The organism is Acrocarpospora corrugata (assembly GCF_009687845.1).
In the GTDB taxonomy this organism is placed as follows: domain Bacteria; phylum Actinomycetota; class Actinomycetes; order Streptosporangiales; family Streptosporangiaceae; genus Acrocarpospora; species Acrocarpospora corrugata.
In genome coordinates this window covers 17262-41406 of record NZ_BLAD01000099.1, presented here as the reverse complement: position 1 = coordinate 41406, position 24145 = coordinate 17262, and the positions used below count along the sequence as shown (strand labels likewise).

Below are 24145 nucleotides of genomic sequence, written 5' to 3'. Positions count from 1 at the left end.
GAAACGGTAGAAGACACGAGACAACCCCACCAGCCCCGAACCACCAGCTCAGAAGCTCCCTGGAAAGGATCCGCACCCTGCTCTTCAAGCGCCCGCTGGTGGAAGAAGGCCAGCGTTTCGCCGGCGATGTGCCGGTATCCCGACGATTCGGACGCGCCTCCGCTGCGGGAGGGCCAGTGATTGCCGAACACCGTCCATGTGCGGTTGCGCTGGGTGCGGAAGTTGACCTGCACGATCTCCCGGGTGGCGTTGCGTCGCATGACCACGTGGAAGAACACCTGGTCATTTGGTACGCGCAGCAGGGTGGGATCGTAGAGGAAGGCTACGTCGATTCCGCGGGCGTCGCTGGTGTCGGCGTGCACGATCGCGTATTGGCGGCCGGGTAGTCGTTCACGAACGGCGCCGGCCAGCAACTCCAGCACGAACTGGTTCTCCACTTCGCAGACACCGAGCAGGTCAGGTCCTGCATCGTCGTTCATGTGGACGATCACCGAGGCGAGCTGGGCTATCTTGCGGTCGCGAAGCTGTGGCGTCCACCCGGCGATGTCGTTTTGGATGACTCGCGCTACTTTTTCGGTGCGGCGCGGGGAGTTTTCTTCGTCGAAGACGTTTTCTAGGTTCCACCATGCCACGTAGTACGTCGTTGCCATTGCTCCACCTACGCATGGTTCTGCTGGCTGCACGTTCCGTGACAATCATTCCGTTGTGGCGCGCCGTATGCAATCGCGACTATAGGAGGGCGGCTAAGAAGCCAGATTTGCACTATTTGTGCCTGCGGGGACGGTAGCCCGGAGTTGGACGGTGCTCAGGTGACTCTGCAAAGCAGGTCCTCAAGCCGATCCGCCAATTCGGGGATGGGCTCCGCAGGGAGATGCCGCGCTGGCTCACGGAACCGGCAGCGTACGTCCCGGTTCGGCCAATTTGTCCAGTGCCACTAGACCTGCAGCGAGCATCCGCAAGGTGATCTCGTCCCAGTCGTCAGGCCATGGACAAGTTTGTACCGCGTGGTCCTCATCGGAGGAGGCGTAACTCACGTCCGGAAGAGTAACGCGGTGGACCGACAGAATCCGGTGCCGTCTCGCCGGAGTCGCTGAGAGACCATTCCCCGCCGTCAACAGTCGTTGACACTCACCGCTGCAGGCCCAGTTCCGGCGTATCGGTTGGCTGATACTGGGTGTCCCGCAGATCCTTGGCCACCAGAGGCCAGTGGATGCCAAGATTCTCGCCGCGCGTCACTGGTTTCGAGACCGTCACGCCCAACGGACAGCGTCAGTACATCCTGGCCGTCACCGGATGGAGCACGCATACCACTTGAACTGCATGGATAGAGCTTCCGGCACGCACAGCGCCAAGACGTCCTTTCATGCCGGAAAAGATATATATTTCTCAATCTGTTTAGCGAGGTTTAGCGGCCAGGGCAACATGGTCGTCCAGTGGGAGTACGGCGTTGCGTTCCGGAGGTTGTGTGCCAGCGCTGCCCAGTGCTCAGGGCGGTCACCGTCCTGGACCCCCGCAACGAGCAGTTCGACGAACTGCTCGTTCCACACCTCGGCCTTTGGGTTGAGCCTAATCGTCTTGCCGGTGCGCATGCCTGGCTCGATTTTAGAGACGTTCATCGACGCGTTCGCGTGCGTGGCTGGCTTGCCGGCCGTGCTGCCGAAGAGCCGCGGCTCTAGGTATCGCCAAAGACCCGTAGGCTGCCCGACGCCGTCACCGTTGATTCCGTAGCACTCGGGTGTCTCCCCGAACTCTGCTGTGCGCACTCGGACGTGCCGCAGGCCGGGCAAGGTTGCGATTGGCTGCCGTGAGTCGCTGTCGAACTCCACCATATCCATGTCGAGATGGCTGTTCGTCAGGAATGCCCACTCCCTTCGCAGGTTCTGTGCATGCGTTAGCAGCAGCGTGTCAGGGTAGTCTGCGATGACGTCGTAGATGACTTCCCTGATGAACCGTGTGGTGTCCTTCGGCTTGTACTTGCGTTCTGTGGTGCCGTGTTCTCGGCCGATTTCGAGCAACCCCACGTGCAGCGGCTGCCAGGCGATCTCGGGCGTGCGCACCAGCACCCGCTGGCCGGTGGGATCGGAGAGCACGGCGACGGGCAATTGTTGCCGGGCACTCCTACCCCTGCGGTTGTTCTGACGGATCATCCAGATTCCCAGCAGGGTGGGGCGGCGGGGCAGCGTGTTGGCGGCTGGCAGAGGCAGGGCTACTGGCCGCACGCCGAGTTGCCGGAACAGATCATCGATGGCGCCAGAAAATCGAGCATGGCTGGGATCGGGGGATTCTCGGTCGTGGCCCAGGCGGAGAGGGCTCTGCGCTTCAACCACCGTGGTGACGAACTGGCTAAGCCGACCGGTGCACATCAATCTGTACTGGAGTGCAAACTTAAGGTCGGCATTGTCGGTTTCGCCCACGTATCGGTCGGAGTCCAAGATCTCTACCAGGGTGATCGTTGGATGCGTGGCCTGGCCGAGCGGAGCCGTGATGAGGTCAACTCGTGCCTTAACCGCAGCCTGGGGCCGCCGCCTGTCTCCTCTGAAGTCGACGTATTCGCTCGGGGTGGTCATGCGCCGCACACCGATCGACACCGACCCAAGATCTAGGAGAGTCTCCGCCTCGCCGAGCTCGTCGGCACGCGGGAACTCCACGCCGAGCCGCTCTCCAAGGCAGTCAAGGGCGTACTGGGTGGTCAGCTCGGACTCGGTGAGCAGTTCGACGGTCAGTCGTGGGCCGATCACAGCCCGGAGGGCGTCCGACGCGATGACACCCTTGGCGGCGGTGGCGAGACCTTTGTAGATCGTGCACTTCTCCCGAGGCAGCGGCTCGGCGGGTCGCAGGTGTGGGGTGAGTTCGCCGATGACCCAGGACATCAGCGGAGCTCGGTCAGCGATCGGCAGGCCTTCGCTGACCTTCACCCAGGGAAGCATCCCCCTGCGATAAACCATTGCCGCCGCGTCTCTGCGGCTCAGCAATTCCGACGGTTCGGCGACGAGCTGCCTCGGATCTGGCAGCTGGCTGAGATAGCCGGCTTGGTCGAGCACGCTGGCCATGGCCTTCTGCCACCCTGGCATCCAGGCGGTGCGTCCGCCCTCCTGCCGTACCCGAACGAGCTCGATCTTGGCGGTGCCGAGATGAGGTGAGGAGGGGAGTTCGCTCAGAGAGCGATGGGTGGGCGCGAAGTAAGCAGGATAGCTCCGGTCGATCGTCAGGTTCCCGCGCGACGGCATCCACCGGCGGACTCCGAAGGATAGGTGAACTAGCAGTTCGCTGCTAAACGGCACCGTATGCGTCGAGATTCCAATCGTTACAGAGAACGGCTCACGGTTCTCGATCCCTTCCGGCGGCCAAGACATGAGTTCTGCGCCATTGTTCGTCGGGCAGCGCACGAAGCGCAGGTTGTTGAAAGGCCCCTGGGCATCGGGACGCGACAGCGTGGCCGCCACCTCCATCGGAATTAGGCGGGCGAGTTGCGAGAAGGGCAAATTCGGGCTGATGCTGACCGATGACCAGTTGAGGTCGGCAGGGCTGAGCTGTGACAGCGTCCATTGGATCTGCTCCGGGGTGGCCTTCTGTGCACGCACCCATGCCGTGATCAGGTGGAAGATCACGTCTGGGTTTACCGGGTGGTGGGCGAGTAGCCAGTTCTGGTCGATGTCGTAGGCAGCGTAGGGCCGTGTCACCACGCAGTCAGGGACCGCAGCGGTGATGACGTCATTCAGTGTGGCTATGTACGCGAACTCGCCGCTGCGGCTGGCTGCCTCCAGCGAGCGCAGCGGTTCCATCCACCGCTCAGGGAAACGCATAGCGAAGAACTCGCGCTTGATCGGGTATTCAGGGTCGAGACGCATGACGGTGACGGCGAGTTCGTTATAGCGGCGTGCGCTTTCACGCAGTCGCCCTTCCTGATAAGCGCTTGGTCCGCCAGTAGGTATGGTCCCTAAACCAGATGCTCTCACGGCCGGCGTGGCCAGTGCTCGTGCAGTGCTTAGGTCGCGTCGCTCAGCGTATGTAAGCGACCTGCTTTCGCCGTCTTCGGAACCGCGTTTGCCACCCCTCGACCAGCTCAGACGGTCGATGCCTAGGGCATGAAGCTGTGTGTGATGCAGGCCGAAGTTCTTGTCGGTCAAGTCAGCGACCAGGCTGTCGGGTAGCCGAGGTATTGCCCCCTTGCGTCCACGTAGTGCCCACTCGTAGCAGATGAACAACCAGTCGAGTGCATCGGGCTTGACGAACAGCGCAATCCTGCGCAGTAGGCCGCTTAGGGCCGCGCGAGTGTCAGGCGGTAGTTGAAGTGCAGGGTGAGCATCAAAGCGCAGGCTGAGGGGAGAAGGTGCCGAGACGTGCGGGTCCGCCTCGACCGCACTACACAGTTTCTTCCACGAGCACTCCAGATCGACCACAGCCGATGCGTCGCCTGCGGCGGTTAGACGCGTGACGCCGTCCGTGCTGCGGACCATGATTTTGTCGGCTGGCGGTCGGATGACGTCGGCGGTCCGCCGCATGGCCAGTGCTGCGCCGAAGGCTGCTACATCACGAACGGGCACAACCACGCGCAGCCCTGTTGTCGACGGGCACGCGGCCTCGACGAACAGTGGCCACATCGGTCGGACATCGGCCGACCATTGCGCTCGCGCGCCCGCCAGCAGTCGGTGTAACACAGCCGACTCCACTCGCTGCTGTGCAGGATGCTGCGCGTCAGGGATCAATGGACGTTCCTTACCGAGGTCCGTGATCTCGCCGTGGGCCTGCTGGTATGCCTCGCCCGTGTAGTGGATCCTCCGGCGTACGTCGTTCTTTCGGTTGTCTCGGCTCATCGGGGCTGGGCTCCGTACACCGCGCCGATCACGTCGCGGCTCCAGGTGCGGAGCTCTCTCAACAGCCGCAAAGCCAGTTCACCATGCGTCTTCGGTCGCAAGACCGCCGCTGTCCACACCGGGATGGCGCAGAACGCCACAATCAGGATTGGAAGGTGGGCGATTGCGATAACAAGTGGGCGAACCACGACACTAGGCATAGTGGCAAGATCGACAGAGGGCACAATCATCTCCCGTTCCGCCACCCGGCTAGCGGTAATCGAGATCTGTTAGGTGCCAGAGGATCATTGCTGCCTTGCGCTGCGAGAGTTGCAAACCCTTCAGCCGCCCTGCTTGGAACGTCAATCCGGGAGTTCCAAAACGACAAGGCCACCGCATATGGCCGGTAGAAGCGTAACACGCTGGTGCGAGGTCCCCGGCTAGGGAACCAGGAACTGCATGGATATTTCGGCAGACGTAGGGTTCTTCAACGCGTGCCCTGCTGAGCCCGCGACAGTTCTCTCACTTCCGTCTTAGTTAATAGACAGTTCCAAATACTGACAGCTTGTAGTCGTATTGTTACGGTCTGATGATGGATGGGGTAGTCGTGCTCCTATGCCTGAGGCATGAGCGGCTCTATAGGTGAATCACCTTCGTGTCCAGCCCGGTGACGGGTCGGGGGTCGCCGGTGGCGTGGTGTTTCCGGCGCCCATCGACGAGATCCTCGCCGATGCTGGCATCCAGACCGTGCTTACCAGTATCCGGATGCCGCGGATGAACGCGATCATGGAACGCGGCCGCGCTGGTACTGCTATCGGTCGGCCCGGCGCTGGCTCACGTGCTACTGGAGTCCGCGCAGCACAACGGGGACGGGTCGGTCACGCTCACCTTCTCCTTCGACCTCGGATGCGAGGGCGCGCCGACCGAGGCGCTTGTCGTCCGGATGCCGGCCGGGTCTTCAGTGCTGTCGGCCGGCCAGCCGGGCGGTTGGCGCAGTGTGGTGAAGGGGAACGCGGTCGAGTGGACCGGCCCGGGGATCGCCGACGGAACCAAGGCGTCAATGACGGCCGGGCCCGAGCGAATCGCGAGCTTGACCATCCACCGACGAGACCGGGTCGGCGGAGTCCTTCACGAGTACTCGCATGGCGCTTGAACTGCACGGATGGAATTTTCGGCAGATGCAGGGTCCGGGTAGCACGTTGGCTGAACGTTTAACCAGGGCCGTCACGCCCTCCACGACGGTTCATGCTAGGACTGTCGCGAGTGAGGGATTTCGGAGCCTCTGGGTCGCCCGTCTGGGCTCCGCGTAAGTCATGGAGATGTTGCAGGCGTTCTACTTGTACAGATCTCTCTTATGAACTCCTCTGTCCCCGCGTCTGGCCGGAAGAATACATGCCGTTGCGCCACCACGACCTGGTAAAGGTTGAGTCGCTCGACCACGTGTCGCTCGACCGTGACAGCTGCACGTTCGGGACCAAGTGCGACAAGATGCTTGGGGCCAATAGGGAGCACCACCGCGTGGGCATCGCCGATCGCTACATTGAACTGCACCGGCTCGTTGAGATTCGGATGTCCCGACGGCCATCGGAGCGTTATGGCAGGACTGTCTCCCATGATGAACTGCCCATTCTCGGCAATGAGCAGCTCAGGCTCCCACTCTGAGATGAAGTTCCTGATCTTGCGGAACATCTCTTCGATACTGGTTCGTAGGAGCTGACCGCTGACAAAGCCTCGGGCGGGGGCAGACTCGTTCAGCACGCCGTCCAAGAACACCTCGAGCGCTGAGCCATGCAGGTACAAGCCCATCCGGCGAAGCGCCTCAGCCTGAACGAGTTCTCGGCGCGGCCCCAACATGTTAGCCCGCAGCGCCTGCCGCGTCCGGAGGTACGAAGACTCATGGACGGCCTTGTAGTGGTGCGAACGCACCAGATGTATGGCAATCAGGTTCCGGAGCACATCAGCGTTCCCAGGCAGAGCAAATGGCTCACCGCGATCGATGTCCGCGAGGACCGCCGGAACCATCCGTTCTGTTTCACCCCAGAGGTCCTCAAGTGACCTTGAGTCGACGGGTACGAAATCCGTCCTGTAACCGACCTCTGTCGGAGCCTTCAACTGTGTTCGTGCGCCAGGGTGATCGAGATCGAAGCTGGCGAGCTTCATGTCTCCGCTCTTCGCGTCCGGAGCCGTGAAACGCTTCAAGAGCACCTTGGACACCAGATGCTGCTTCTTGACGTACGCAGACCTGTCCGAGGCTGCTCGACCCAGGACCGGATGGTCTTTAGGCGTCCCCGCCGAAGGGATCTCCACCAAGCCTATTCTTCCGATGCTGGCTTCAGCGGTCATGCGAATTTCGAAGGCCATCACGGACCCTCGTGCCGAGCCTGCTTAGCGAAACCAGCGAGTGCTACGGCGGACTGGCCGGATTCCCGGTTAGGGGGTGTGGAGGTATCAGTGAGACGTCTGGGCCTATTTGCCGAGGGCTTCGTGGTCAGCCCGGCGATCCGGGACGTCCTTGCGTTGTCGCGCCCGGTAAGCCCCAACCCTCATCTGGGACGACGGGCCCACGATGGCAGCAGCCCAGAGTCTGATTGGGATGTCTCGCTAGCGGTGATCATGCGGCGGATGGTCCAGCTTCGTGCATGACCGCCTTCTTCGGTGCATTCCAAGGTCAGCTCGAGTTCGAACCGCGAAGGCCCCTCATACTCCATCTGCACGACAAGGTCGATCTGCTTCCCCGGTAACACAGGCGTGAACCGCCTCTCTCGGCCATCCCAGTCGTGGCTGTCCGTGTCAGATGCGAGCCCTCGGATATCGGAACCGCCGATTCGGAGGTTGATCTCTGAAAGTGGCGGCCCCTGCTCCATCGTGATCGCTGTCTACGTGTCGTATGGCTCGGTCGGCATTGCGTCGAGGAAGGTCTCGTAGGCGTCGCGGTAGTAGTCGTAAAACGCGTCGTCATCCCAATCCCGTTCGACGAACTCGGGGTGGAACTGGTCGTCGGCTGTATCGAGAGCTTCGGAGTGACGGATGAGCATGAGCAGGAAGGCTTTTGCGGCGTCGAGCAGCTTGGGATCGTCGAGCCAGAGCCCGTATTCCAGGCTCTTGCGGGAGCTCCGCGTGGCATTGGCGCTACCGAGCCACAGCCGCGTGGGGGTGAATCCTGTTACGTCGGCGACCTCGCCGAGGGGACCTTCGTCGTGGTATCAGACACGGCCGATAAGGAACATTTTGGCGTGGATGAGCGGCACCGGCGTCCGGCCGGCTTTGCGGAAGCCGAGCGACCGGAATGTCTGAAGGTGAACAGTGTGCATCTGGGATGCGGGGTGGATGGGTTCGGGCGGCCCGTCGTATCGAGACGCCAGCTCCTCCAGCTGATAGAACGCCTCGGCCGGAAACCCCGGGCCGGTCGTGGCGCGCTCCTTGAGGCGATCGAACGAGTCCCGCCGCTGGGTCGCGGCATCCGGCTTGGTGATCAGGATGCATGACGCCTGAAACTGGTCGATCCGGTCGAGGAGCTGGTCGTCGTCGAACCAGGGGACGCAGCCCAGGACGGCTGGACCGACGGCATGAGTCCGGTGCCAGCCCTGCTGAGGATCACTAAAAAATGCGTCCATGCCATCAGTGAGGTTGTGTAGCACGTTGAGGCCGAAGGCGCCTTGCCCGCCTTTCCCGAAGCTGAAGGGAAAGGTGAAGGCAGCAGGGAATTCGGGTGGTTGTTGGCTCAAGGTTCTTCGCTCTGTGGGCTCGGTCTGGACGGGATGTCGAAGGGCTTGGCACCGCTGTCCCTGCCGCCATCGGCGGGCCGGTCGGCGGCGCGGTCGAGGAGAAAGCTCGGCGAACGGGTGGATACCAGTCCATTCTGGGTGCATGGCACAGCCCTCCACTCCGCTCGCTCGTGACCACCAATCGAAGATCACACGAGTAACCCGACGTGACGTCTTCGACTACCTGCGTGGCCTGGATGACGGGTGGTGGGGGCGCCTCGACGAGACCGACTTCCTCGATGGTCTCTACGACCTGGACGCGTTGCCGTCCAGTGACTCCCGATATGCGACCGCTCGCCGCGACATCATCCAGCATCGGGTCAACAACCTCGACTGGGATGACGACTGGATCTTGGAGGACCCCCGGTTCCAGCTTCTCGACGGCCCCGACGAGATCCTCCTCGCGTTCCTGGCGCGAGTGGTTCACCCCGAGGCCCAACCTGATGTCGACCGAGCTGCGCGGCAGGTCGATGAACTGAACAAACTTCTCGATCCGGATGGCTGGGTCCTGCGGGCTCATGACTTCTTGTCTGGTCGGCCGATCTACGCCCCGGTCGCGACAGGCAGGGCCCCGGGTCCCGTGATCCCCCTGCCGATTCGAGATGACGACTCCACCAAACTCGACCTCGTCCTCGGCCAAGCGCACCATCTTCTCGACGCCGTCGGGCACGGACTCGCGGCCGAATTGCTTCGCAGCGCGACTCTCTCCTTGCGCCCTGACGGCGGCTACTTCCACCCAATCCCCGGCGACAACTGGACGGACGCCAGCTACGAGGCCGTCCTTACCGTCGACCCCGCACTCATCCCTGAATTCACCTCGACGGTGACCGAAGCGATCTGGCAACACCTGGGTTCGGTGCTGAAGCGGCATGACCGTGGAGATGCCCTGTCCCTGGTGGTGGAGCCCGCGCTTCTTCCGCTTCCTGCCGTGCCACCGAGCTGGCGGCGGACATCCGCCACGCCCGCTGCGACCAACCAGGCGCGACGCGAGAGAGCGGCTGGCGAGAGATACCCGACATCGGATGACCTGGTCTTCGCGAGCCGCGCAGAACTCGTCGTCTACCAGGTCCTCTGCGACATTCAGCGGGACAGCCAGCCGCAGAACTCATTTGCCATTCTTCCGCTTGCTTCCGCCAAGCTACGTGACGCGGGCGTGCGCAGCCCCGACTGTTGAGTCGGCCCGGGGCGCGGTATTGGTGTTGCCACCAGCCCGTTTCCCCGGACCGCTCGCCGAACCCGCCGTACCGATCTCTCGGTAACGGGCTCTCCACGGTGTCTGCCGTCAGGCGGGGTTCGTGGTGGGCCAAGGGGATGGGATCTTGTTGCCCCGATAGGTGTAACGGGAGACCGTCACCTTCTCGATCCGGAAGAACTCGATCCCGCCCGCTGCTATGCGCCACCGCCCGGTGGCGGCGGTCAGATGGCGGCGGAGTTGTCCCCAGTTCCAGCGGTGGCGTGCCCTCAGCAGGTGGGCGAGTCTCCAGAAGGTGAAATCGTCCAGCTTGCTGAAGGTGTTCTTGGCCACCGCGTGTTTGAAATAGTTGGCCCAGCCCCGCATGATCTGGCCCAACCGGGTCAGAATCGAGGCGAGGTCCCACTGCGATGTCTTGTGTGTCAGGACACGGATCTTCGCCCTCAGCGTCCGGACGGGCCGGTCGGCGATGAAGGTGTAGACGTACCACTTGTTCGTGCCTCTCTTGCGTTTCCACCGGATGCGGAAACCAAGGAAGTCGAACCCGTCGCTCATGTGAACCACCTGGGTTTTGGCTGGTGAGAGCCGCAGTCCCATCGGGGCCAGTACCTGGGCGACGTCTTCGCGTAACGCTTGGGTGTCCTCCCGCGAACCATGCACCAAGATCACGAAGTCGTCGGCGTAGCGGATGATCCGCCACGTCGGCCGACCCTTGGAGCGACGGTAAGCGCGTTTGCCCGAGGTGGACATCGGCCCATCGTTCTTCCACGGTGCCATCACGTGCTCATCGAGCGCGGACAGCGCGATGTTAAAGATCAACGGGCTGAGGATGCCCCCTTGTGGCGTGCCGGTATGGCTGTCTCGGTACTCACCGGCTTCGGTCAGCACCCCGGCCTTGAGGAACGCCTTGACCAGCGCCAGCACTCGCTTGTCCTTGACGCGTGCCCGCACCCGATCCATCGCGAAGGAGTGTGACAGGTTGTCAAAGGCCGCCTCGATGTCCGCATCCAGCACCCAGCGGTAACCTCGGGTGCCGAAGTGGTGTATCTCAGCGATCGCGTCGTGTGGCCGCCGCCGGGGCCGAAACCCGTAGGAGACCGGCTCAAAGCCGGCCTCGAAGATGGGCTCCAGCACCAGTTTCAGCGCCGCCTGAACGACCCGGTCCGCGATGCGAGGGACGGGTGATTCATACTGCCCCTCCTGCAATCGCGTGTCGGGATGTTTGCCGATGTGGTCGATTCGTGCTGGTCAGGCCTTGGCTCGTGCCGATGGATGACATGGTGCCCGAGAGCACCGACATTCTGGATGTCGTTGTTCAACGCCGTTGCCGTGGCCTACTTCGCCGGGCCTGCGGGTTGAGATGCCCGGATTGGTCGATCCGGGTGCGGCAGGCCGTCTCGACCTGGGTATTCCAGCCGATGTGGAGCCGGTTGCCCGGTCCTCGGCGGGCGCCGAGGTGGCCGGATTCGATCCAGTAGTAGACGACGCCGATGCTGCAGCCCAGCCGGGTGGCGGCCTCAGTCACGCTGATCTCGCTGTCGGCGGAAGTGATCGTGGCGGACGCCGGAGCGGGATTCTTCCGGCGGCGAGCGGCCGGATCGGGGTTGAGGTGCGCGGACTGCTCGATCAGGATCCGGCAGTCGGCCTCGACGCGCTCGTCCCAGGCGATGCAGAACCGGTTGCCGCCACCACGGCGAGCACACAGAAAGCCTTTCTTGATCCAGTCGTAGACAGCTCCGGTACTGCAGCCGAGCTTGCCGGCGACGTCGCCGACGGAGATCTCCCCGTCGGCGTAGGGGGACGGCGTCCGGATCTTGTGCACGTGGCGAATCCATTGGACGGCGTCGATGTCGAACGGGCGCCCGTCGCCGGTGTGCAGTCCGGCGGCGTTCAACGCGGCGGCCAGGTCGGCGTTGCCGGTGGTCGGCCCGAGCCGCCGCACCAGCTCAACGGCCGCCGGTGAGCTGCGTCTGGCGGTGCCGGGGTGGACGGGCCGGGCGACGGTGAGCTCGTCGGCTGCCCCGGTGTGCCAGCGGATCCCGATCCGCACCTTGCCGCGGTCGGGCTCGGGGAGCAGGGTGACATCGCAGATCAGCGTGCGTACCAGCCGTTTTCGGTCTTTGCCGCTGGTGGTGGGCGCGTCCCACAACGCGGGCAGGTCGGTGGCGAGTTGCTCCAGATCGGCACGGGTGGGCAGCACGGGCAGCGCCTCGGTCGCGGTCCGCAGCGCTGCCTCGGCCTCGGCAAGGGCGGTCAGCTTGTCCTCCCACCGGCTCTCCAGAGTGCGGGCGACCAGTCGGTTCTCCGGTTCGCATTCGTGGTAGGCGCGCTCGGCCCGGTCCGCCTCATAACGGGCCCGCTCGACCGCGAGCTCCGTAGCCCGGCTGAGCCTGGCGTGGCGGTCGGTGACCTGGTCGGCGGCCGACAACGCGAGCGCGACCTGCTCGGGGGTGAGCGCGGCCAGCAGGGCGGCGGCGACCGCGTCGTCCACATAGGAGGCGGCGACCGACCGGCAGGTCGGCGTGGTCAGCCGATCCGCCCGCGAGCTGCACTCATAGGACGGCCGCTGATCGGTGTGGTAGTTGGTGCGCATCGGCTTGCCGCAGCTGCCACACATGATGATCCCCTGACACAGCGCGCAGCCCTCACGCGGTGGCCGAGCTCCGGCGTTGGTCCGGTTGGCGGCCAGCTTCGCCTCGTTGGCCAGGAAATCCGCCCAGCTGATATAGCCCTCGTGGTGGTCTTTGAGCAGGACCGGCCACTGGTCGCGGGGCCGCTCCCACGTTGCGGTGTGCACCGTCCCATCCGGGTCGAGGGTGCGGCGGGAGGCGTACCGGCCGTGCACGTAGGCGCCGGCGTAACACGGGTTCTTCAAAATGCCGACGACGCGGGCGTGGGTGAGCCTGCCCCAGCGCAGCCGCCCGGCCCACGCCCCGCCATAGGCGCGCAACGGGAACCTGCGGCCGGCGAACAGCGCGACCACCCCGTAAGCCGACCCGCACGAGCTGAACCCGGACAGCACGTCACGGATCGCGGCCTGGACCTGCTCGTCGGGGTCGATCATGATGTCGCCGAGGTCGTCGTGGACGAACCCGACCGGCAGCGGGGTCCGTAGGTCGCCGCGGGCGGCAGCGGCACGTTTGGCCTCCAGCAGCCGCCCGGCCATCACATGCAGTTCCACCTCTCCCATGGTGCTCTTCAGGCCGAGCAGCATCCGGTCGTTGACATCGGCGGGGTCGTAGACGCCGTCGGCGTCGATCAGCAGCGTCCCGGTGATTTTCGCGAACTCCGTCAGCCGGGCCACCTCGGCGTTGGAGCGGGCCAGTCGGGAGATCTCGATCCCGAAGATCGCCCCGACCTCGCCCGTGCAGACCCGCCTCACCAGTTCGGTGAACCCTTCCCGGGCCACGCCCCACCGGCCCGAGACGCCCAGATCGGTGTCGATCACCATGATGTCGCCGTCCGCCCAGCCCAGCCGGACGGCCTCCTCGGCCAGGCCGTACTGGCGCATCGTCGACTCGGTGTGCTGGCGGACCTGCGCCATCGAGCTCTGGCGCAGGTAGACGATCGCCAGCCGGCCCCGATGCCCACTCGTGATCTTGTGCTCGCCGTTCACCGGCGTCGCCACCTTTCAGCGCCGCCGCCGTCATGTTGGCCAGCACCGTCACCGCCTCGGCCCGCGCGAGGCCTGCGAGGACGACGGGACCGGTCATGGATCAGATCAACTCCCGCCGGGCCAACAGCTCGGCGTTGATCGCCGAGATCTCCGCCAGCACGGCCTCGATCTCCTCGTGCCGGCCCAGGTAGCGGCGCACCACCTCGACCAGCACGGCCGGGACGTACTTCATCCGGCCGCGCCCGGCGACCTTCGGGCTGAAATAGGAGTACGGGCCGTGCCCTTCGCCGTCGGCGCAGCGGCACCCGGCCTTCCCGCACCGGCGCGTCTGCTCCACCAACGACCCGGCCAGCGTCTGCTCCACATCGCCGAGCCGCCCGGCCAGGGTGCGACGCCGCGCCAGCAGCGCTGCGGTCGACATCCCCGCCAGATCGTTCTTGTGCTCTCTCATCACACAAGAGTGTGCCGGTATCAGGCATCACCGTCAACGACCTTCGACAGTGCCGCGGGCCAGCACGTCCAGTGCCGACAGCGCCTCGCCCGACAGCCGCTCTGGCCCCAGTGCCCGGACCAGCGTGTTCAGCGCGGCCAGATGCTCGGCCGACAACCGGCGCTGCTGCGGCGGCTCGCCCCGGTCGGTCCACCCCGCCGGGAGCGTGATCTGCCCCGACACCCCGCCCGAGCAGACGAACACCACATCAGCCCCGCGGCGCTTGACGTAGAGGATGTCCAGCCGCTGCCCCTTCAGCGGATGGAACGGATGGGTGACGATGACGAAACCCAAAGGATCATTGGACGGTCCGGCACTATGCCGTCTCCGTCGGAATCCCGAGCGGCCGAAGCTTCACACGGTTACCCGCCTTGGGTATATACACCCGCTTGACCGGCCGAGGCCGCCACGACGAAGCATCCCGATGCACCCGCACCGCCAACTCCGCCCTGGCCGGGGAGGTCAACGCGACCTGCCCATCAACCCCAGCCGTCTTGCGGCCAGCATTGCGCTGCGTCGCCCGCCGCACGCTCACCAGCGTGTTGCTCCAACTCCGCAGCATCAGCTTCTGCAGATTCCTGACCTTGGGCCAGTCCTGCTCCTGCGCCGCCTTGAAGATCCGCTGCCTCAACCGCCGTACGTTCTCCTCGTGCAGCCGCCAATCGACGGCCTCCCAATCGAGGCCCACGTCCTGGGGTCCGTTCACCATGAGGTGTCCAACTTGCCCTTCGGTTCCGGCGGATCGAACTACATCGCTTCAAAGGCTCACCTGCCCACGTCAGCGCCCCTTTCGGAGCCCGAGCACCAGGCCCGGTATCCGGCCAGTTATCCAGAACGGGCGGTCTGGAGGACCCGCCCTGCTGTCCTGGTTTCCTGTCGACTTTCGCCCACCGGCATTCGCTTGTTGGGCATCCTGTTCCCGCCAGAGGATTCCGCTCTCCTCACGGTCGGCCTACCGCCCGCCATACAGGCGGGCCGGACTCTGTCGGGGTTCCCGTGTTCCACACGCGTGAGACACGGCCGGGGTGGGTGCCTTCTTTACTCCGGGGCGGCGGTGCCCTCCCGGCCAGCGCAGCCTCTCTGACCGGCGCCTGCCGCTTCCCAGCGGCCAGCCCTATACCCCGCTGGAACATCCCATCGGCGGAGCTGCTGATAACGGAGCATACGAAGATTCACTCACGTTCACCCGTCCGGCCTTCCCCTCGCCCGCCATCCCCGGATGGAACGGGAACGGCTTCGGCTCTCACCCTGGGCTCCGCACCCCGCGGTCACCCGCGACGCACGCCAGAGCGGGGACGGTCCTACGGACACTGGACCGGATCACACCCTCATCGACTGACCTCCAAGATGACGTGATCACTCACAACGTGCGACCTCACGTCGCACGGCTGCCCTCAGCTCCACCGTCCCGCTGCGACGGGATCGGCGGCGAAGGTCTCTCACCTCCACTCGAATCACTGCGCCTCACGGCGCACTCACGATCCTCGGCAATGGCCGCGCCGTCCTCATCGAAGTCGACGGCCCGCACCACTACGCCCGCACCCGCAAGGCGGATGACGAAGACCGTGATCGGCACTGGAAGCGCTGTGGCATTCCGACGATTCGCCTTGCTCACCAGCACACCGACGACCCCGCTTCCCTGAAGGATCGTCTCCGTGAGGACCTCGTCCGAGTACTCTTCCCATCCCGTTGAGCCAGCTGTCGTTGACGGCCGAATGAGGCGCTGGATAGCTGGCCGGGCATCAGAGCCCCCATCAGGACCGGGTCGCTTCGCCGTGGCGGAGGTAGCGATTTGACCACTTCGTCCAGGTTCTGGACGTCTCCATCGGGAGCCCGCGCCAGAATGGGCGTACGGTGAGGCCGCGCCCCGCCACTTCGGTGGCGGGCGCACCCGCACTCGGGTGGTCGCCGTCGAAGCGGGGGCTGGCGGTTTCCGGGTGAAGCTCGATGGCGGGAGACGCTCGCCGCGCCCCCGCTCATCGCCGCCACCGGATCGTTCGGCAACCCATCACGACTTCCACTGCCTGGCTACTTCGGACGAGTCGTACACGCTGCCGAGTACGTGAACCCGGACGGCTTGCAGGGCAAACGGGTCGTCGTGGTGGGCGGCGGAAACTCCGCCGTACAGGTCGCCGACGAACTCGTAGGGGTCGCGCGGGTGTCCCTAGCCACGCGGAAGCCGATCCGGTTCGTCAATCAGGAAGTGCTCGGAAGGTACCTGCACTTCTGGTTCACCGTGGCGGGGTTCGACTGGTGGCCGGTAGACCGTGCGGGGAGGGCGCCCACGGCGCCGGTCCTGGACGGCGGGCGGTATCGAGGCTCGTTACGAGACGGGTGAATGGACCGGCGGCTGATGTTCACCGGCCTGTACGAGGAGGGCGTGATCCGTGGTCTGGGCCGATGGGAGCCATGAGAGGGTTGAAGTGATCCTTCTTGCGATCGGCTACCGGCCCGACCTGCCGTACCTGGCAGAACTCGGGGCGCTGGACGACCGCGGAGTTCCCCGACAGCGGCCTGGGGTGTTCACAACGCACCCACGGCTGGGGTATCTCGGGCTCAAGTGGCAGCGCGCTGCGGCGTCCAACTCGCTGCGTGGCGTCGGGCGAGACGCGCGTTACCAAGCTCGCCGGTGGTGATCCGCCATGTAGGGCAAGTGCTTCATCTTTAATGTCCGTCAGGTCGGATTTGTTCGTATTGGCCGAGTTGTCGGCAGGTTCAAGCGGAGGGTTATCCTTTCTACCTATGCCAAAGCGCTCGACGCCCTTTCAAGTCGTTGTCCGTCTCTTTCGAGAGCTTTACGCAGATACGGGGGCAACCGTCACGGAGTCCAAGGAACTGTACGACCAGTCAGCGGGTGTCTACCGAGAGGTCGACATCGTCGTAGAGGGAAAGTTTGACGGAGAGCCGATCCGTATCGGCATCGAGGTGTCGGAACGTACCCGTCCCCTCGCTCTCCCTCTGGTCGAATCGCTGATTCAGAAGCACGAGGACTTGCCGACCGACAAACTTCTGATCGTCTCGAAAGCCGGCTTCACGGCACCAGCGCTGGCGAAGATCGCGAAGCATGCACCGAAGGTCAGGGCGCTCAAGCCAGAAGCCATCGAGGTGGATGGCAAGCCGGTCAGCACGAAGTTCTACGTCGAAGCGATCGGGTACGACCCGACGTCTTGCACAGCACTTGCTCGGAGGCCGGACGGGACGGGGATCTGCGGCGAGGCCGAACTGAACGTGCCGGTATTCGATAAGGACGGACTTGCCAAAGGCCCGATAGCTTTCCTGGCGCTAGAGCTTTTGAACCACCCTGACGTCGTGCGCCATATTCAGACGACAGCCCACGAGTACCCGGACAAAGAGGAGGTGACCAGTTTCACCGTGGGGGTTCCCCTCGCGGTCCTCGGTTACCAGCTCATCGACGAGGAGCTCGGTGAGCAAATTCTCCTGGAAACGCTGATCATCGAGGGGAACCTCCGTATCGCTCAGACCGAAGTGCCGCTCGTCCTCACCAAACTTGACGGGAGAGAGTACGGCGCGGCCGAGGCTCCGATAGGTGGGCGCCCGGCCGTTTGGGTAGGTGTAACCGACCCAACGGAGCAGACGACAACGATCAAGTGGCAGGCAACGGACAACAAGAAGCCGAAGCCGCCAGCGGAGCCGAGACCCATCTGCTTCCCCGAGGTCTCCAAGCTGCAGTTTCTCCAGAGCTTGCCGATGCCGCAGATCACGGTGGTGTCACCAGACGCTAGTTGAATCGTTGGAGGCGGCGAGGTCGGCCTACGCCCTCAACGCAAAGCGGCTTGGATCAGTTATTACTGACGGGGGGGCGCCAGCCGCCCGCAAGCAATCAAACTCGGTCAAAACTTCGAGATGCCGGGGCCGTGGCCCGGCGGAGTCCTGCACGAGTATTACATGCCGCTTGAACCGCGCGGATAAGGTTTTCGGCAGGGCGTAGCGTTGATGGGTTTGCGGATCTGGGAGCTCGATGGCTATGGGCGTGGGGACCAGGACAGTCGGGTCAAAGGGCCGTCCTCTGAGCGCATCAGGGTTGTGAAGTGGTCGACGAGGTTGGCGACTGCTGTGAGGTCGTGGATGATCGCGCCGATTTCCAGGTTGTCGGTGTACGCGTTGTCAGTGAGGTTCGCACTGCCGAGGAAAGCGATGGCCCGGTCGGCGGCGATGACCTTGGCGTGCATGCTGCCACGTCGGCCTCCGGGGCCGTGCCGCTGGTCGTTCGCCCATTGCCACAAGTGCACGTCCGGGTGGAAGCGAAGGTCGTGGAAGGCGGTACGGCCGTCGCTGTCTCCTCCCAGCTTCCCGCCGGAAGAACGGGCGGTCTCCAGGATGAGGTCTACGCTGACACCCCGCTCCGCTGCTGCCCAGATCTCGCTGACGATCTCCCGGATGCCGAACGCGGCGTAGCTCGTGATCAGGAGCCTGCTGGTCGCGGCCCGGATCACCTTGACGGCGACGGACGCGGTCAGTCTGATGGGGACCGAGTCGCTCACCGGGCCGGAGACGACGATCTCGATATGGTGGGAGGCGAGGTCCTGCTCGTAGCGATGGCTGGCGGCTTCGAGGGCGAGAGCGACGGCTGAACCTGGCAGCTGTGCGTTGGTGGCCATCCATGAGGTCACCAACAGGCTGGCGCGAGGTCCGATTCCGGCGCCGGGGTGCGCCGTGGCGAGGCGGGCCTCGGTCCGCTCGTCGGGGGTCGCGATAGTGCGCAGGACGCGGATCCAGGCGGTGAGGTGGGTTTCCGGGAGGCTGGCGACGAGCTCGGACAGCACGTGGGAGAGGGGCGGAGCTGTCTGGGGGATGTCGAGGCCGGTCACGTTGTGGAGAACTGTGTGAAGAACCCGCCGGCCCGGCCGCTGAACGTTTCGACGAGCAGTTCGCGGTCCAGGAAGTGGTTGCCGCGCTCGCAGGAGGTTTCCGCGGCGAACAGGCAGGCGTGGCAGGCCGCGCCGTGCAGACGGCTGTGGACGATCGGGTTGTGGTCGGCGCACAGGGGGTCTGAGCCGCATAATCGCGCGGCTTCGAGTGCCTGGCCGATCAGGGTGCCAAGTCGGTGCTGTCCGCCGAGGCTGACCAGGCCGCCGAGGGTGCCCTCGCTGTCGGGGGCTGCCGTGTACAGCAGGATCCCGGCCATCGGATCCTTCCCGGCGCGTGCGTAGATCCGCTCTCCGATCCCGGAGGCTCCGTACCCGCATTCGAGGGCGACCTCGCGGATCATTACGTGGGCGAAGGTGTGCAACAGTACATAGCGGATACCCGGCCAATCCGCTTCCATCCGGCGCTGGGCGCACCATTTCCGGTGTGCTTCCATCAGGGTTCTCGTACGCCGGATGACGTTCGGGTCCTGTTCCCAGGCGGCGACTTTCTGGTCGTCGAAGCGCAGGAAGATACCCTCCCCTCGGGTCTCGGCGCACGGCACCCAGGTCGGTGCGGTGCTGGACAGGGGGGCACGGTTCTCCTCCTCGGCCGAGCCGCCGCTGGTCGCCGAGCCCCATTCCGGCGCGTCGATCCGACTGAACCCATACAGGGCCGACACTTCACGCAGCCGCTTGACCAGGCGCACCTCGCTCAGCCAGGCGCGGTGCACGGCCGGGACAGGTTCGTCGCTGGCGCTGAAGTCAGGGTGGTTCTGGGGGGCGCCGGTGAAAGCTCCCCACTCCGGTCCGGCGATGTCCAATGCGTCGGAGTCCTCGGAGACGGGGGTTTGCTGCGCGTTCTGGCGTCGTTTAACCGCCTGCAGTACCCGGTCCACACCGAAGCGCTCAAGTTGTGGCCACATCACCTGGGTCGGCAAGACCATACGCGCGACTTCAGGTGGGAGCTCCGCCAGGACGCGTAGTCCGTTCCAATGTTCGGCCACGGCACTGTCGACTGGGTCGTCCGCGCGCGGGATGGAGAAGACCCGCAGCTGCATCGCGAACCAGCCGTTCGTCGCGCCCAGCGCCATGGTCCGCGTCTGTTCGGAGCACAACTCGAAGGTGCCTAGGTGCGGGTGACGGCCCCGGCAGGCCGGGAGCACTTGCTCGCTTCGGGTACCGATCGCCTCGGCCATTGACCGTGCATTCACCTCACAGGAGCACTCGACGAAGATGTTCGCCGCCTCACCGGTAGTGCCGCGCTCGACCAGCTTCAGAGTGTGGCCCGGCCCGTACGGAGCTCCGCGGTGGACGAAGTACAACCAAGGGAAATCGTCCACATGCCCAGCGGGGCAGGCTGAAACGAACCTGGCGGGCACTGCAGTTGGCCTCTTGCGGCCGCTGTCGCGGCAGGAGTGGACATAGCGGGTCTGGTCAGGCGCGTAACTGCTGGGCAGCAGGTGGAAGAGACCGGAACCTGCCGGGGCGAGCCGGTTGCACCGGTTGTCGGTGCAACGCAGCCAGCCAGGGAAGACCGCGACCGGCACACCGATCCGAGACCAGGCCCCGTTCGCATCGTTGGAATCTTCCGGTACGTACGGCGGCATCCGCAGGTTCTGCACTTGGGAGCCAAGCTTGCTACGCACCGCCGCCAGCAGCCGTTCCTCGGGGATGATCGCGGCCTTCTCCAGCGCCCACTCGTCCAGCCCGAGGATCATCACTGAGAGGTTCGGCAGATCCGCGACCGCACCGACGCCGTAGGTGTGCAGCAGCTGGCTGGGCCTCAGCTCCCCGACCCGCAGGTCGTTCACCGACCGTGAGCTGTCCTCGGCAATGGTCACGACAGGTCCCCTCGCTGTCCAGCATTGTCGGCGTCCGGGTTCGTGCGGGCGAGGAACGGATGCTCGTCATGGTCGTCGGCGCTACCCGGTGCGGTCCGTAGCACCAGCCGGATGCCCGGCTCGACCTCCCGCAGCGAAGTCGGACAGGTCATACGCCGCCACGGGCCGGAGTCCGGGCCGTGCAGCAGAGCGACGATGTCATCGGCCTTGCCCTTGGCGTCGAAGACGAGCCGGGTCGCCGGGCGGCGCTGCTCGCGCGCCCACAGATCCAGGATGCTGTCGAGTTCCTCCCGGACCCGGGTGGCCACTGCCCGTTCGGTGGCGACGTCGCCCGCCCGGCGCTCCAGGTAACGCACGATGTGGTCGGCCTTGCCGCCACGCGTGTCGAAGGTCTGCGCGCCCGAGTTGCCGTTGTCGGAGGCCTCAAGGTTGCGGGCCAGCGAGGCCAGCACCCCGGTCAGGCCCCGGTCGATGGCGCGTTCCGCGAACGGGGTGACGGAGAGCGCTTCGACGTGCCGGTACACGGTGGCATGGAAGTGCTCGAAGGTTTCGTAATGCGACAGGTCGCGTGGTCGAGCCCAGTTGAACACGGTGAACACCAGGCCGGGAGCGGCTCGGCCGACGCGGCTGGTGGCCTGGATGTACTCGGCGGTGGACTTGGGCTGGTTGGCCACGACCATGACGCCTAGCCGGGACACGTCGACCCCGACCGCGATCATGTTGGTGGCTAGGAGGACGTCGATCGGCGTCAGTTTGTTTACCCGGGGGAAGGTGTACTCCAGTTGCTGCAGGATGTCGGGGATCTTCTCCGAGCTCAGGCGCGAGGTTAGCTCGTCGAGTCGCAGGTCGTAGCGACGGGTCAGCCCGCGTTCGTTGATCCGCTCCAGCCGGGTGGAGACGTCGTCCTCGACCGACAGGCGCATGCCGCCTAGGTCGCGCAGGCTGTTGAAGTAGCCGACCAGCGTCATGTAGGGGTCGGTGACCGAGTTCTGACCGTACTTCTTGTGCACGGTCTGTGCGGCGGCGAGCACTGCGACGTATACGCGGATCATCGTGGACTTCGTGCGCACCCCCTGGGCGCAGATCCCGATGTAGCGGCGGCCCGGATGCGAATCCGTGGGCCGCTGCCGGGCGAAGAAGTTGTCGCCGATCTCCAGGCCTTGCGGCGGGAAGACCTCGGTACGCCGGTCGAAGAGCGCATGGATCTGCCGCTCGGCGCGCCGGACGGTGGCCGTCGAGGCGATCACTTTTGGTCGCGCCGATTTGCCGGGCTCATACTCCCAGGTGGCCAGGCGGTCCACGGCGGCTTCGTACAGTCCGGTCAGCGAGCCGAGCGGACCGGAGATTAGGTGCAGTTCGTCCTGGACGATGAGGTCCGGCGGACGCACCTGTGTGGCTACGGTGGTCGTCGCCGCGGGATGACGACCTTCAGCGAGGTGGCTGGCGGCCTCCCAGTCCTCATCGGCCATCTGGGCTGTGACGTAGCCGTGCCGGGAGCAGCTCCGTGAGGCCCGTCCGAACAGGGACTGGGTGCGCCCGTTCCAGGCCAGCTGCGCGAACTTGTCGACGGTCGCGATCACCAGGCTCGGGAGCAGCCGGTAGATTTCCTCGTCGACCACGACGACTGGCAGGCCTTCCCCGTTTGGGTCGCCGCTGCCGAAGGGGCAGTCGAACAGGTCGGGGCAGCGCAGATAGGTGCGGCGCAGCGTCTTGTCGACCTCGATGTCCTTCCCCTTCTCGATCTTCGTGCCGCACCATGGGCAGCTGGTCAGCTGGTAGGGCGACCCGGAGTTTTGCGCGGGCCTGCCGCTGGCCCGACGTACCTCTCTGACCCAGTCGGCGGCCTTGTCGGTCGTATTCGGGGAGACCTTCCCCCCGACCCAGAGGCCGATCCGGAATGGCGCCTCGCCCCACTGGGTCTCGTCCTTGCGGCGCAGCATCTCGCACGCGCAGATCAGCGCGGTGGCGCGCTGGAACTGCTGGATCGTCAGCAGCCGCAGGGTGTAGCGCATTAGGACCGCGACTCCGTGGCGCGCGTCGAGACCGCCCAGACCCGGCCGGAGCCTGCGGATGGCCAAGGTGTAGGCGGTCAGACCGAGGTACGCCTCGGTCTTGCCGCCGCCGGTGGGGAACCACAGCAGATCCGCCACCGCCTCGGCCCCCGTGGTGCGCTCCGGGTGTGCCGGGTCGGTCAGCGCGGGTAGGTTCAGCAGCAGGAACGCGAGCTGAAACGGACGCCAGGACCGGTTGGCCGACTTGTCCTCCTTGGAGAGGACCTCGTCGAGGCTGCGGGAGTCGTCCCGTCGCCGGGCTGCGGCTACCCGTGTGTGTACGCGCTGCAGGTGCATCGCGCTGTTCGCGAACCGGAACGCGGCCAGGGCCTCCGCGTTTCCCAGCACCAGCTCGATCCCCGCCTCGATCCGGTCCGCCGCCCGCTTGGCCTCAACCAGCGCCTCCCCGGCCTGGGTCGCGTATTCGTCGAGATGCTGGCCGGCCTGCCCGATCCGGGCCTCGGCCCGCCCGATCCACGCACGGTATCCGGCGACCAGCGGCATCAGCCCCGCCCGCAGTTCCTGCGGGTCACGCTCGGACAGTTCCTTCATGTCGACCAGCAACTCTGCCAGCTCTGGCAGGTCTGGGTCGTCTTCGATCGACGGCGCGTCGGTTTGCGCGATGTCGTATGCCGGGGCGGCTTTAGTCTGGATCGTGACCGCGGTCATCGGGTCGGCACCGCTGGCCGTCGAGTGCACCCCGGTGCCGTGCCCGACCGCGAACTCCGGGCTGAACCGGTAGGCCATCGCCAGCCGCTGCTGTTCGCCCCGGTCAGCGGTGTCGCCGCCGGAGCCGGGCGCGTGACGGGGCAAGAACACCGCCGCACCGTCCACCCCGGCCGCCGCAAGCTCGGCCTGGAAGACCCAGTGCGGCGCGGAGTTCGCCTCGGTTTCCGTCGTGTTGACCAGGAATAGCGAGACCAGCCAGTCTTCCTGGAAGCGGCGCACTCGCCCGCGCAGCACCACGTTCTTGTCCTCGGTGTCGAGAACGAGTGGTGGCACTGGCCCCTCGGCCAGCTCGACCTGGAGGCCACCCCTGTGTGGCTCACGCCGCCAGATCAGCTTCTCGGCACTCGGGTTCGTCGAGTGGTCGCGGACATAGCGCGCCCACGTCCCGGTGACTTCCAGGCGATCAACGTCGCCGCGCACCCGTGCAGTGAAGCCGACCGACGACGGGCTCAGGCTCGGTACGTTCGGCGCGTCGGCGTCCGGCGACCCCTCGTCCATGCCCAGCAGTTCACTGTCGCCGAGCGAGGCGTCCAGTTCCTCCGGCATGATCGTGGTGCCGTTCGGCGACAGCCGCCCGAGTACATACCAGTCGGTCGGCGAATCCGGGACCTCCTCCAACTCGCCGCCCACCGGCCCGAGCAAGTCCCTCACCACCAGCTTGGCCAGCTCGTCCCGGATCGCGCCCGGCGACGGGATCGACAGAACCGGGTCGCCAGCCCCACCAGACAGCAGATCATCGCTCATAAATCACCACAGTAAGGTGCGGCACCGACAGCACGTTTCGCCTCAAGCAACAACACT

Annotated in this window: 17 protein-coding genes and 1 pseudogene; 5 read left to right on the top strand and 13 right to left on the bottom strand. The window is 65.2% G+C overall.

The window, feature by feature from the left end:
• Together Acor_RS36840 and Acor_RS36835 are read right to left on the bottom strand one after the other, a co-directional pair.
• A partial coding sequence (locus tag Acor_RS36840) for an endonuclease/exonuclease/phosphatase family protein (RefSeq protein WP_422664859.1) occupies nucleotides 1-650 on the bottom strand: 650 nt, incomplete at its 3' end.
• Nucleotides 651-1361: 711 nt separating this feature from the next.
• Nucleotides 1362-4814 carry a pPIWI_RE module domain-containing protein gene (locus tag Acor_RS36835; protein WP_218034716.1) on the bottom strand — a complete coding sequence of 1151 codons (3453 nt, stop codon included), beginning with the start codon at nucleotides 4812-4814 and terminating at the stop codon, nucleotides 1362-1364.
• Between the two features lie 817 nt (nucleotides 4815-5631).
• On the opposite strand from Acor_RS36835, the gene Acor_RS36830 reads away from it, so the two are divergent.
• Nucleotides 5632-5946 (top strand): hypothetical protein, encoded by a 315-nt coding sequence (locus Acor_RS36830; RefSeq protein ID WP_155341409.1) that lies wholly within the window; start codon nucleotides 5632-5634, stop codon nucleotides 5944-5946.
• Between the two features lie 158 nt (nucleotides 5947-6104).
• Here Acor_RS36830 and Acor_RS36825 read toward each other — a convergent pair whose 3' ends face one another.
• From Acor_RS36825 to Acor_RS36815, 3 genes are all read right to left on the bottom strand, one after another.
• On the bottom strand, nucleotides 6105-7154 hold the full coding sequence (locus tag Acor_RS36825) for a DUF4238 domain-containing protein (protein ID WP_155341408.1): 1050 nt from the start codon (nucleotides 7152-7154) through the stop codon (nucleotides 6105-6107).
• Between the two features lie 515 nt (nucleotides 7155-7669).
• Nucleotides 7670-7828 carry a hypothetical protein gene (locus tag Acor_RS36820; protein ID WP_155341407.1) on the bottom strand — a complete coding sequence of 53 codons (159 nt, stop codon included), beginning with the start codon at nucleotides 7826-7828 and terminating at the stop codon, nucleotides 7670-7672.
• A gap of 168 nt (nucleotides 7829-7996) precedes the next feature.
• On the bottom strand, nucleotides 7997-8518 hold the full coding sequence (locus Acor_RS36815; RefSeq protein WP_155341406.1) for a hypothetical protein: 522 nt from the start codon (nucleotides 8516-8518) through the stop codon (nucleotides 7997-7999).
• Nucleotides 8519-8660: 142 nt separating this feature from the next.
• Here Acor_RS36815 and Acor_RS36810 point away from each other — a divergent pair, with 142 nt between their 5' ends.
• A complete protein-coding gene (locus Acor_RS36810; protein WP_155341405.1) occupies nucleotides 8661-9731 on the top strand; it encodes an AbiJ-related protein in 1071 nt (356 codons plus the stop codon).
• A gap of 108 nt (nucleotides 9732-9839) precedes the next feature.
• Here the strand turns inward: Acor_RS36810 and Acor_RS36805 are convergent, their stop codons facing one another.
• The 5 genes from Acor_RS36805 to Acor_RS36785 form a co-directional block, all read right to left on the bottom strand.
• A complete protein-coding gene (locus tag Acor_RS36805; protein WP_218034715.1) occupies nucleotides 9840-10955 on the bottom strand; it encodes a reverse transcriptase domain-containing protein in 1116 nt (371 codons plus the stop codon).
• A gap of 109 nt (nucleotides 10956-11064) precedes the next feature.
• Nucleotides 11065-13365 carry a recombinase family protein gene (locus Acor_RS36800; protein ID WP_155341404.1) on the bottom strand — a complete coding sequence of 767 codons (2301 nt, stop codon included), beginning with the start codon at nucleotides 13363-13365 and terminating at the stop codon, nucleotides 11065-11067.
• A gap of 100 nt (nucleotides 13366-13465) precedes the next feature.
• Complete coding sequence (locus Acor_RS36795) at nucleotides 13466-13816, bottom strand: DUF6788 family protein (protein WP_155341403.1); 351 nt, start codon at nucleotides 13814-13816, stop codon at nucleotides 13466-13468.
• 33 nt (nucleotides 13817-13849) lie between these two features.
• The gene (locus tag Acor_RS36790; RefSeq protein ID WP_155341402.1) at nucleotides 13850-14149 is read right to left on the bottom strand and encodes a DUF5372 family protein; all 300 of its coding nucleotides are present in this window, start codon (nucleotides 14147-14149) and stop codon (nucleotides 13850-13852) included.
• Nucleotides 14150-14171: 22 nt separating this feature from the next.
• Entirely contained in the window at nucleotides 14172-14564 is a 393-nt protein-coding gene (locus Acor_RS36785; protein WP_155341401.1) for a reverse transcriptase N-terminal domain-containing protein, read from the bottom strand.
• A gap of 702 nt (nucleotides 14565-15266) precedes the next feature.
• On the opposite strand from Acor_RS36785, the gene Acor_RS46540 reads away from it, so the two are divergent.
• The 3 genes and pseudogenes from Acor_RS46540 (at nucleotide 15267) to Acor_RS36775 (ending at nucleotide 17602) form a co-directional block, all read left to right on the top strand.
• Nucleotides 15267-15548: a DUF2726 domain-containing protein gene (locus Acor_RS46540; protein WP_422664860.1), complete on the top strand. Its 282-nt coding sequence runs from the start codon at nucleotides 15267-15269 to the stop codon at nucleotides 15546-15548.
• 270 nt (nucleotides 15549-15818) lie between these two features.
• Nucleotides 15819-16193, top strand: a pseudogene (locus tag Acor_RS36780) (NAD(P)-binding domain-containing protein); the annotation flags it as partial.
• A gap of 404 nt (nucleotides 16194-16597) precedes the next feature.
• Nucleotides 16598-17602, top strand: a complete 1005-nt coding sequence (locus Acor_RS36775) for a hypothetical protein (protein WP_155341399.1) — start codon at nucleotides 16598-16600, stop codon at nucleotides 17600-17602.
• 236 nt (nucleotides 17603-17838) lie between these two features.
• On the opposite strand, the gene drmC is transcribed toward Acor_RS36775, so the two are convergent.
• From drmC to drmA, 3 genes are read right to left on the bottom strand one after another with little or no spacing between them, the layout of a single operon-like run.
• The gene (gene drmC / locus Acor_RS36770; protein WP_155341398.1) at nucleotides 17839-18684 is read right to left on the bottom strand and encodes a DISARM system phospholipase D-like protein DrmC; all 846 of its coding nucleotides are present in this window, start codon (nucleotides 18682-18684) and stop codon (nucleotides 17839-17841) included.
• A complete protein-coding gene (drmB, locus tag Acor_RS36765) occupies nucleotides 18681-20534 on the bottom strand; it encodes a DUF1998 domain-containing protein (protein WP_170317266.1) in 1854 nt (617 codons plus the stop codon). Before drmB ends, drmC begins: the two co-directional genes overlap by 4 nt.
• Nucleotides 20535-20560: 26 nt before the next feature.
• Nucleotides 20561-24088: a DISARM system helicase DrmA gene (gene drmA / locus Acor_RS36760; RefSeq protein WP_155341396.1), complete on the bottom strand. Its 3528-nt coding sequence runs from the start codon at nucleotides 24086-24088 to the stop codon at nucleotides 20561-20563.
• Between the last annotated feature and the right edge of the window lie 57 nt (nucleotides 24089-24145).

Bases quoted from the DNA above. Each gene is read 5' to 3' on its own strand.
- Acor_RS36775 (WP_155341399.1), top strand. From the start codon at position 16,598: ATGCCAAAGCGCTCGACGCCCTTTCAAGTCGTTGTCCGTCTCTTTCGA.
- Acor_RS36835 (WP_218034716.1), bottom strand. From the start codon at position 4,814: ATGAGCCGAGACAACCGAAAGAACGACGTACGCCGGAGGATCCACTAC.
- Acor_RS36820 (WP_155341407.1), bottom strand. From the start codon at position 7,828: ATGCTCATCCGTCACTCCGAAGCTCTCGATACAGCCGACGACCAGTTC.
- Acor_RS36795 (WP_155341403.1), bottom strand. From the start codon at position 13,816: ATGAGAGAGCACAAGAACGATCTGGCGGGGATGTCGACCGCAGCGCTG.
- Acor_RS36810 (WP_155341405.1), top strand. From the start codon at position 8,661: ATGGCACAGCCCTCCACTCCGCTCGCTCGTGACCACCAATCGAAGATC.
- drmA (WP_155341396.1), bottom strand. From the start codon at position 24,088: ATGAGCGATGATCTGCTGTCTGGTGGGGCTGGCGACCCGGTTCTGTCG.
- Acor_RS36825 (WP_155341408.1), bottom strand. From the start codon at position 7,154: ATGGCCTTCGAAATTCGCATGACCGCTGAAGCCAGCATCGGAAGAATA.
- Acor_RS36785 (WP_155341401.1), bottom strand. From the start codon at position 14,564: ATGGTGAACGGACCCCAGGACGTGGGCCTCGATTGGGAGGCCGTCGAT.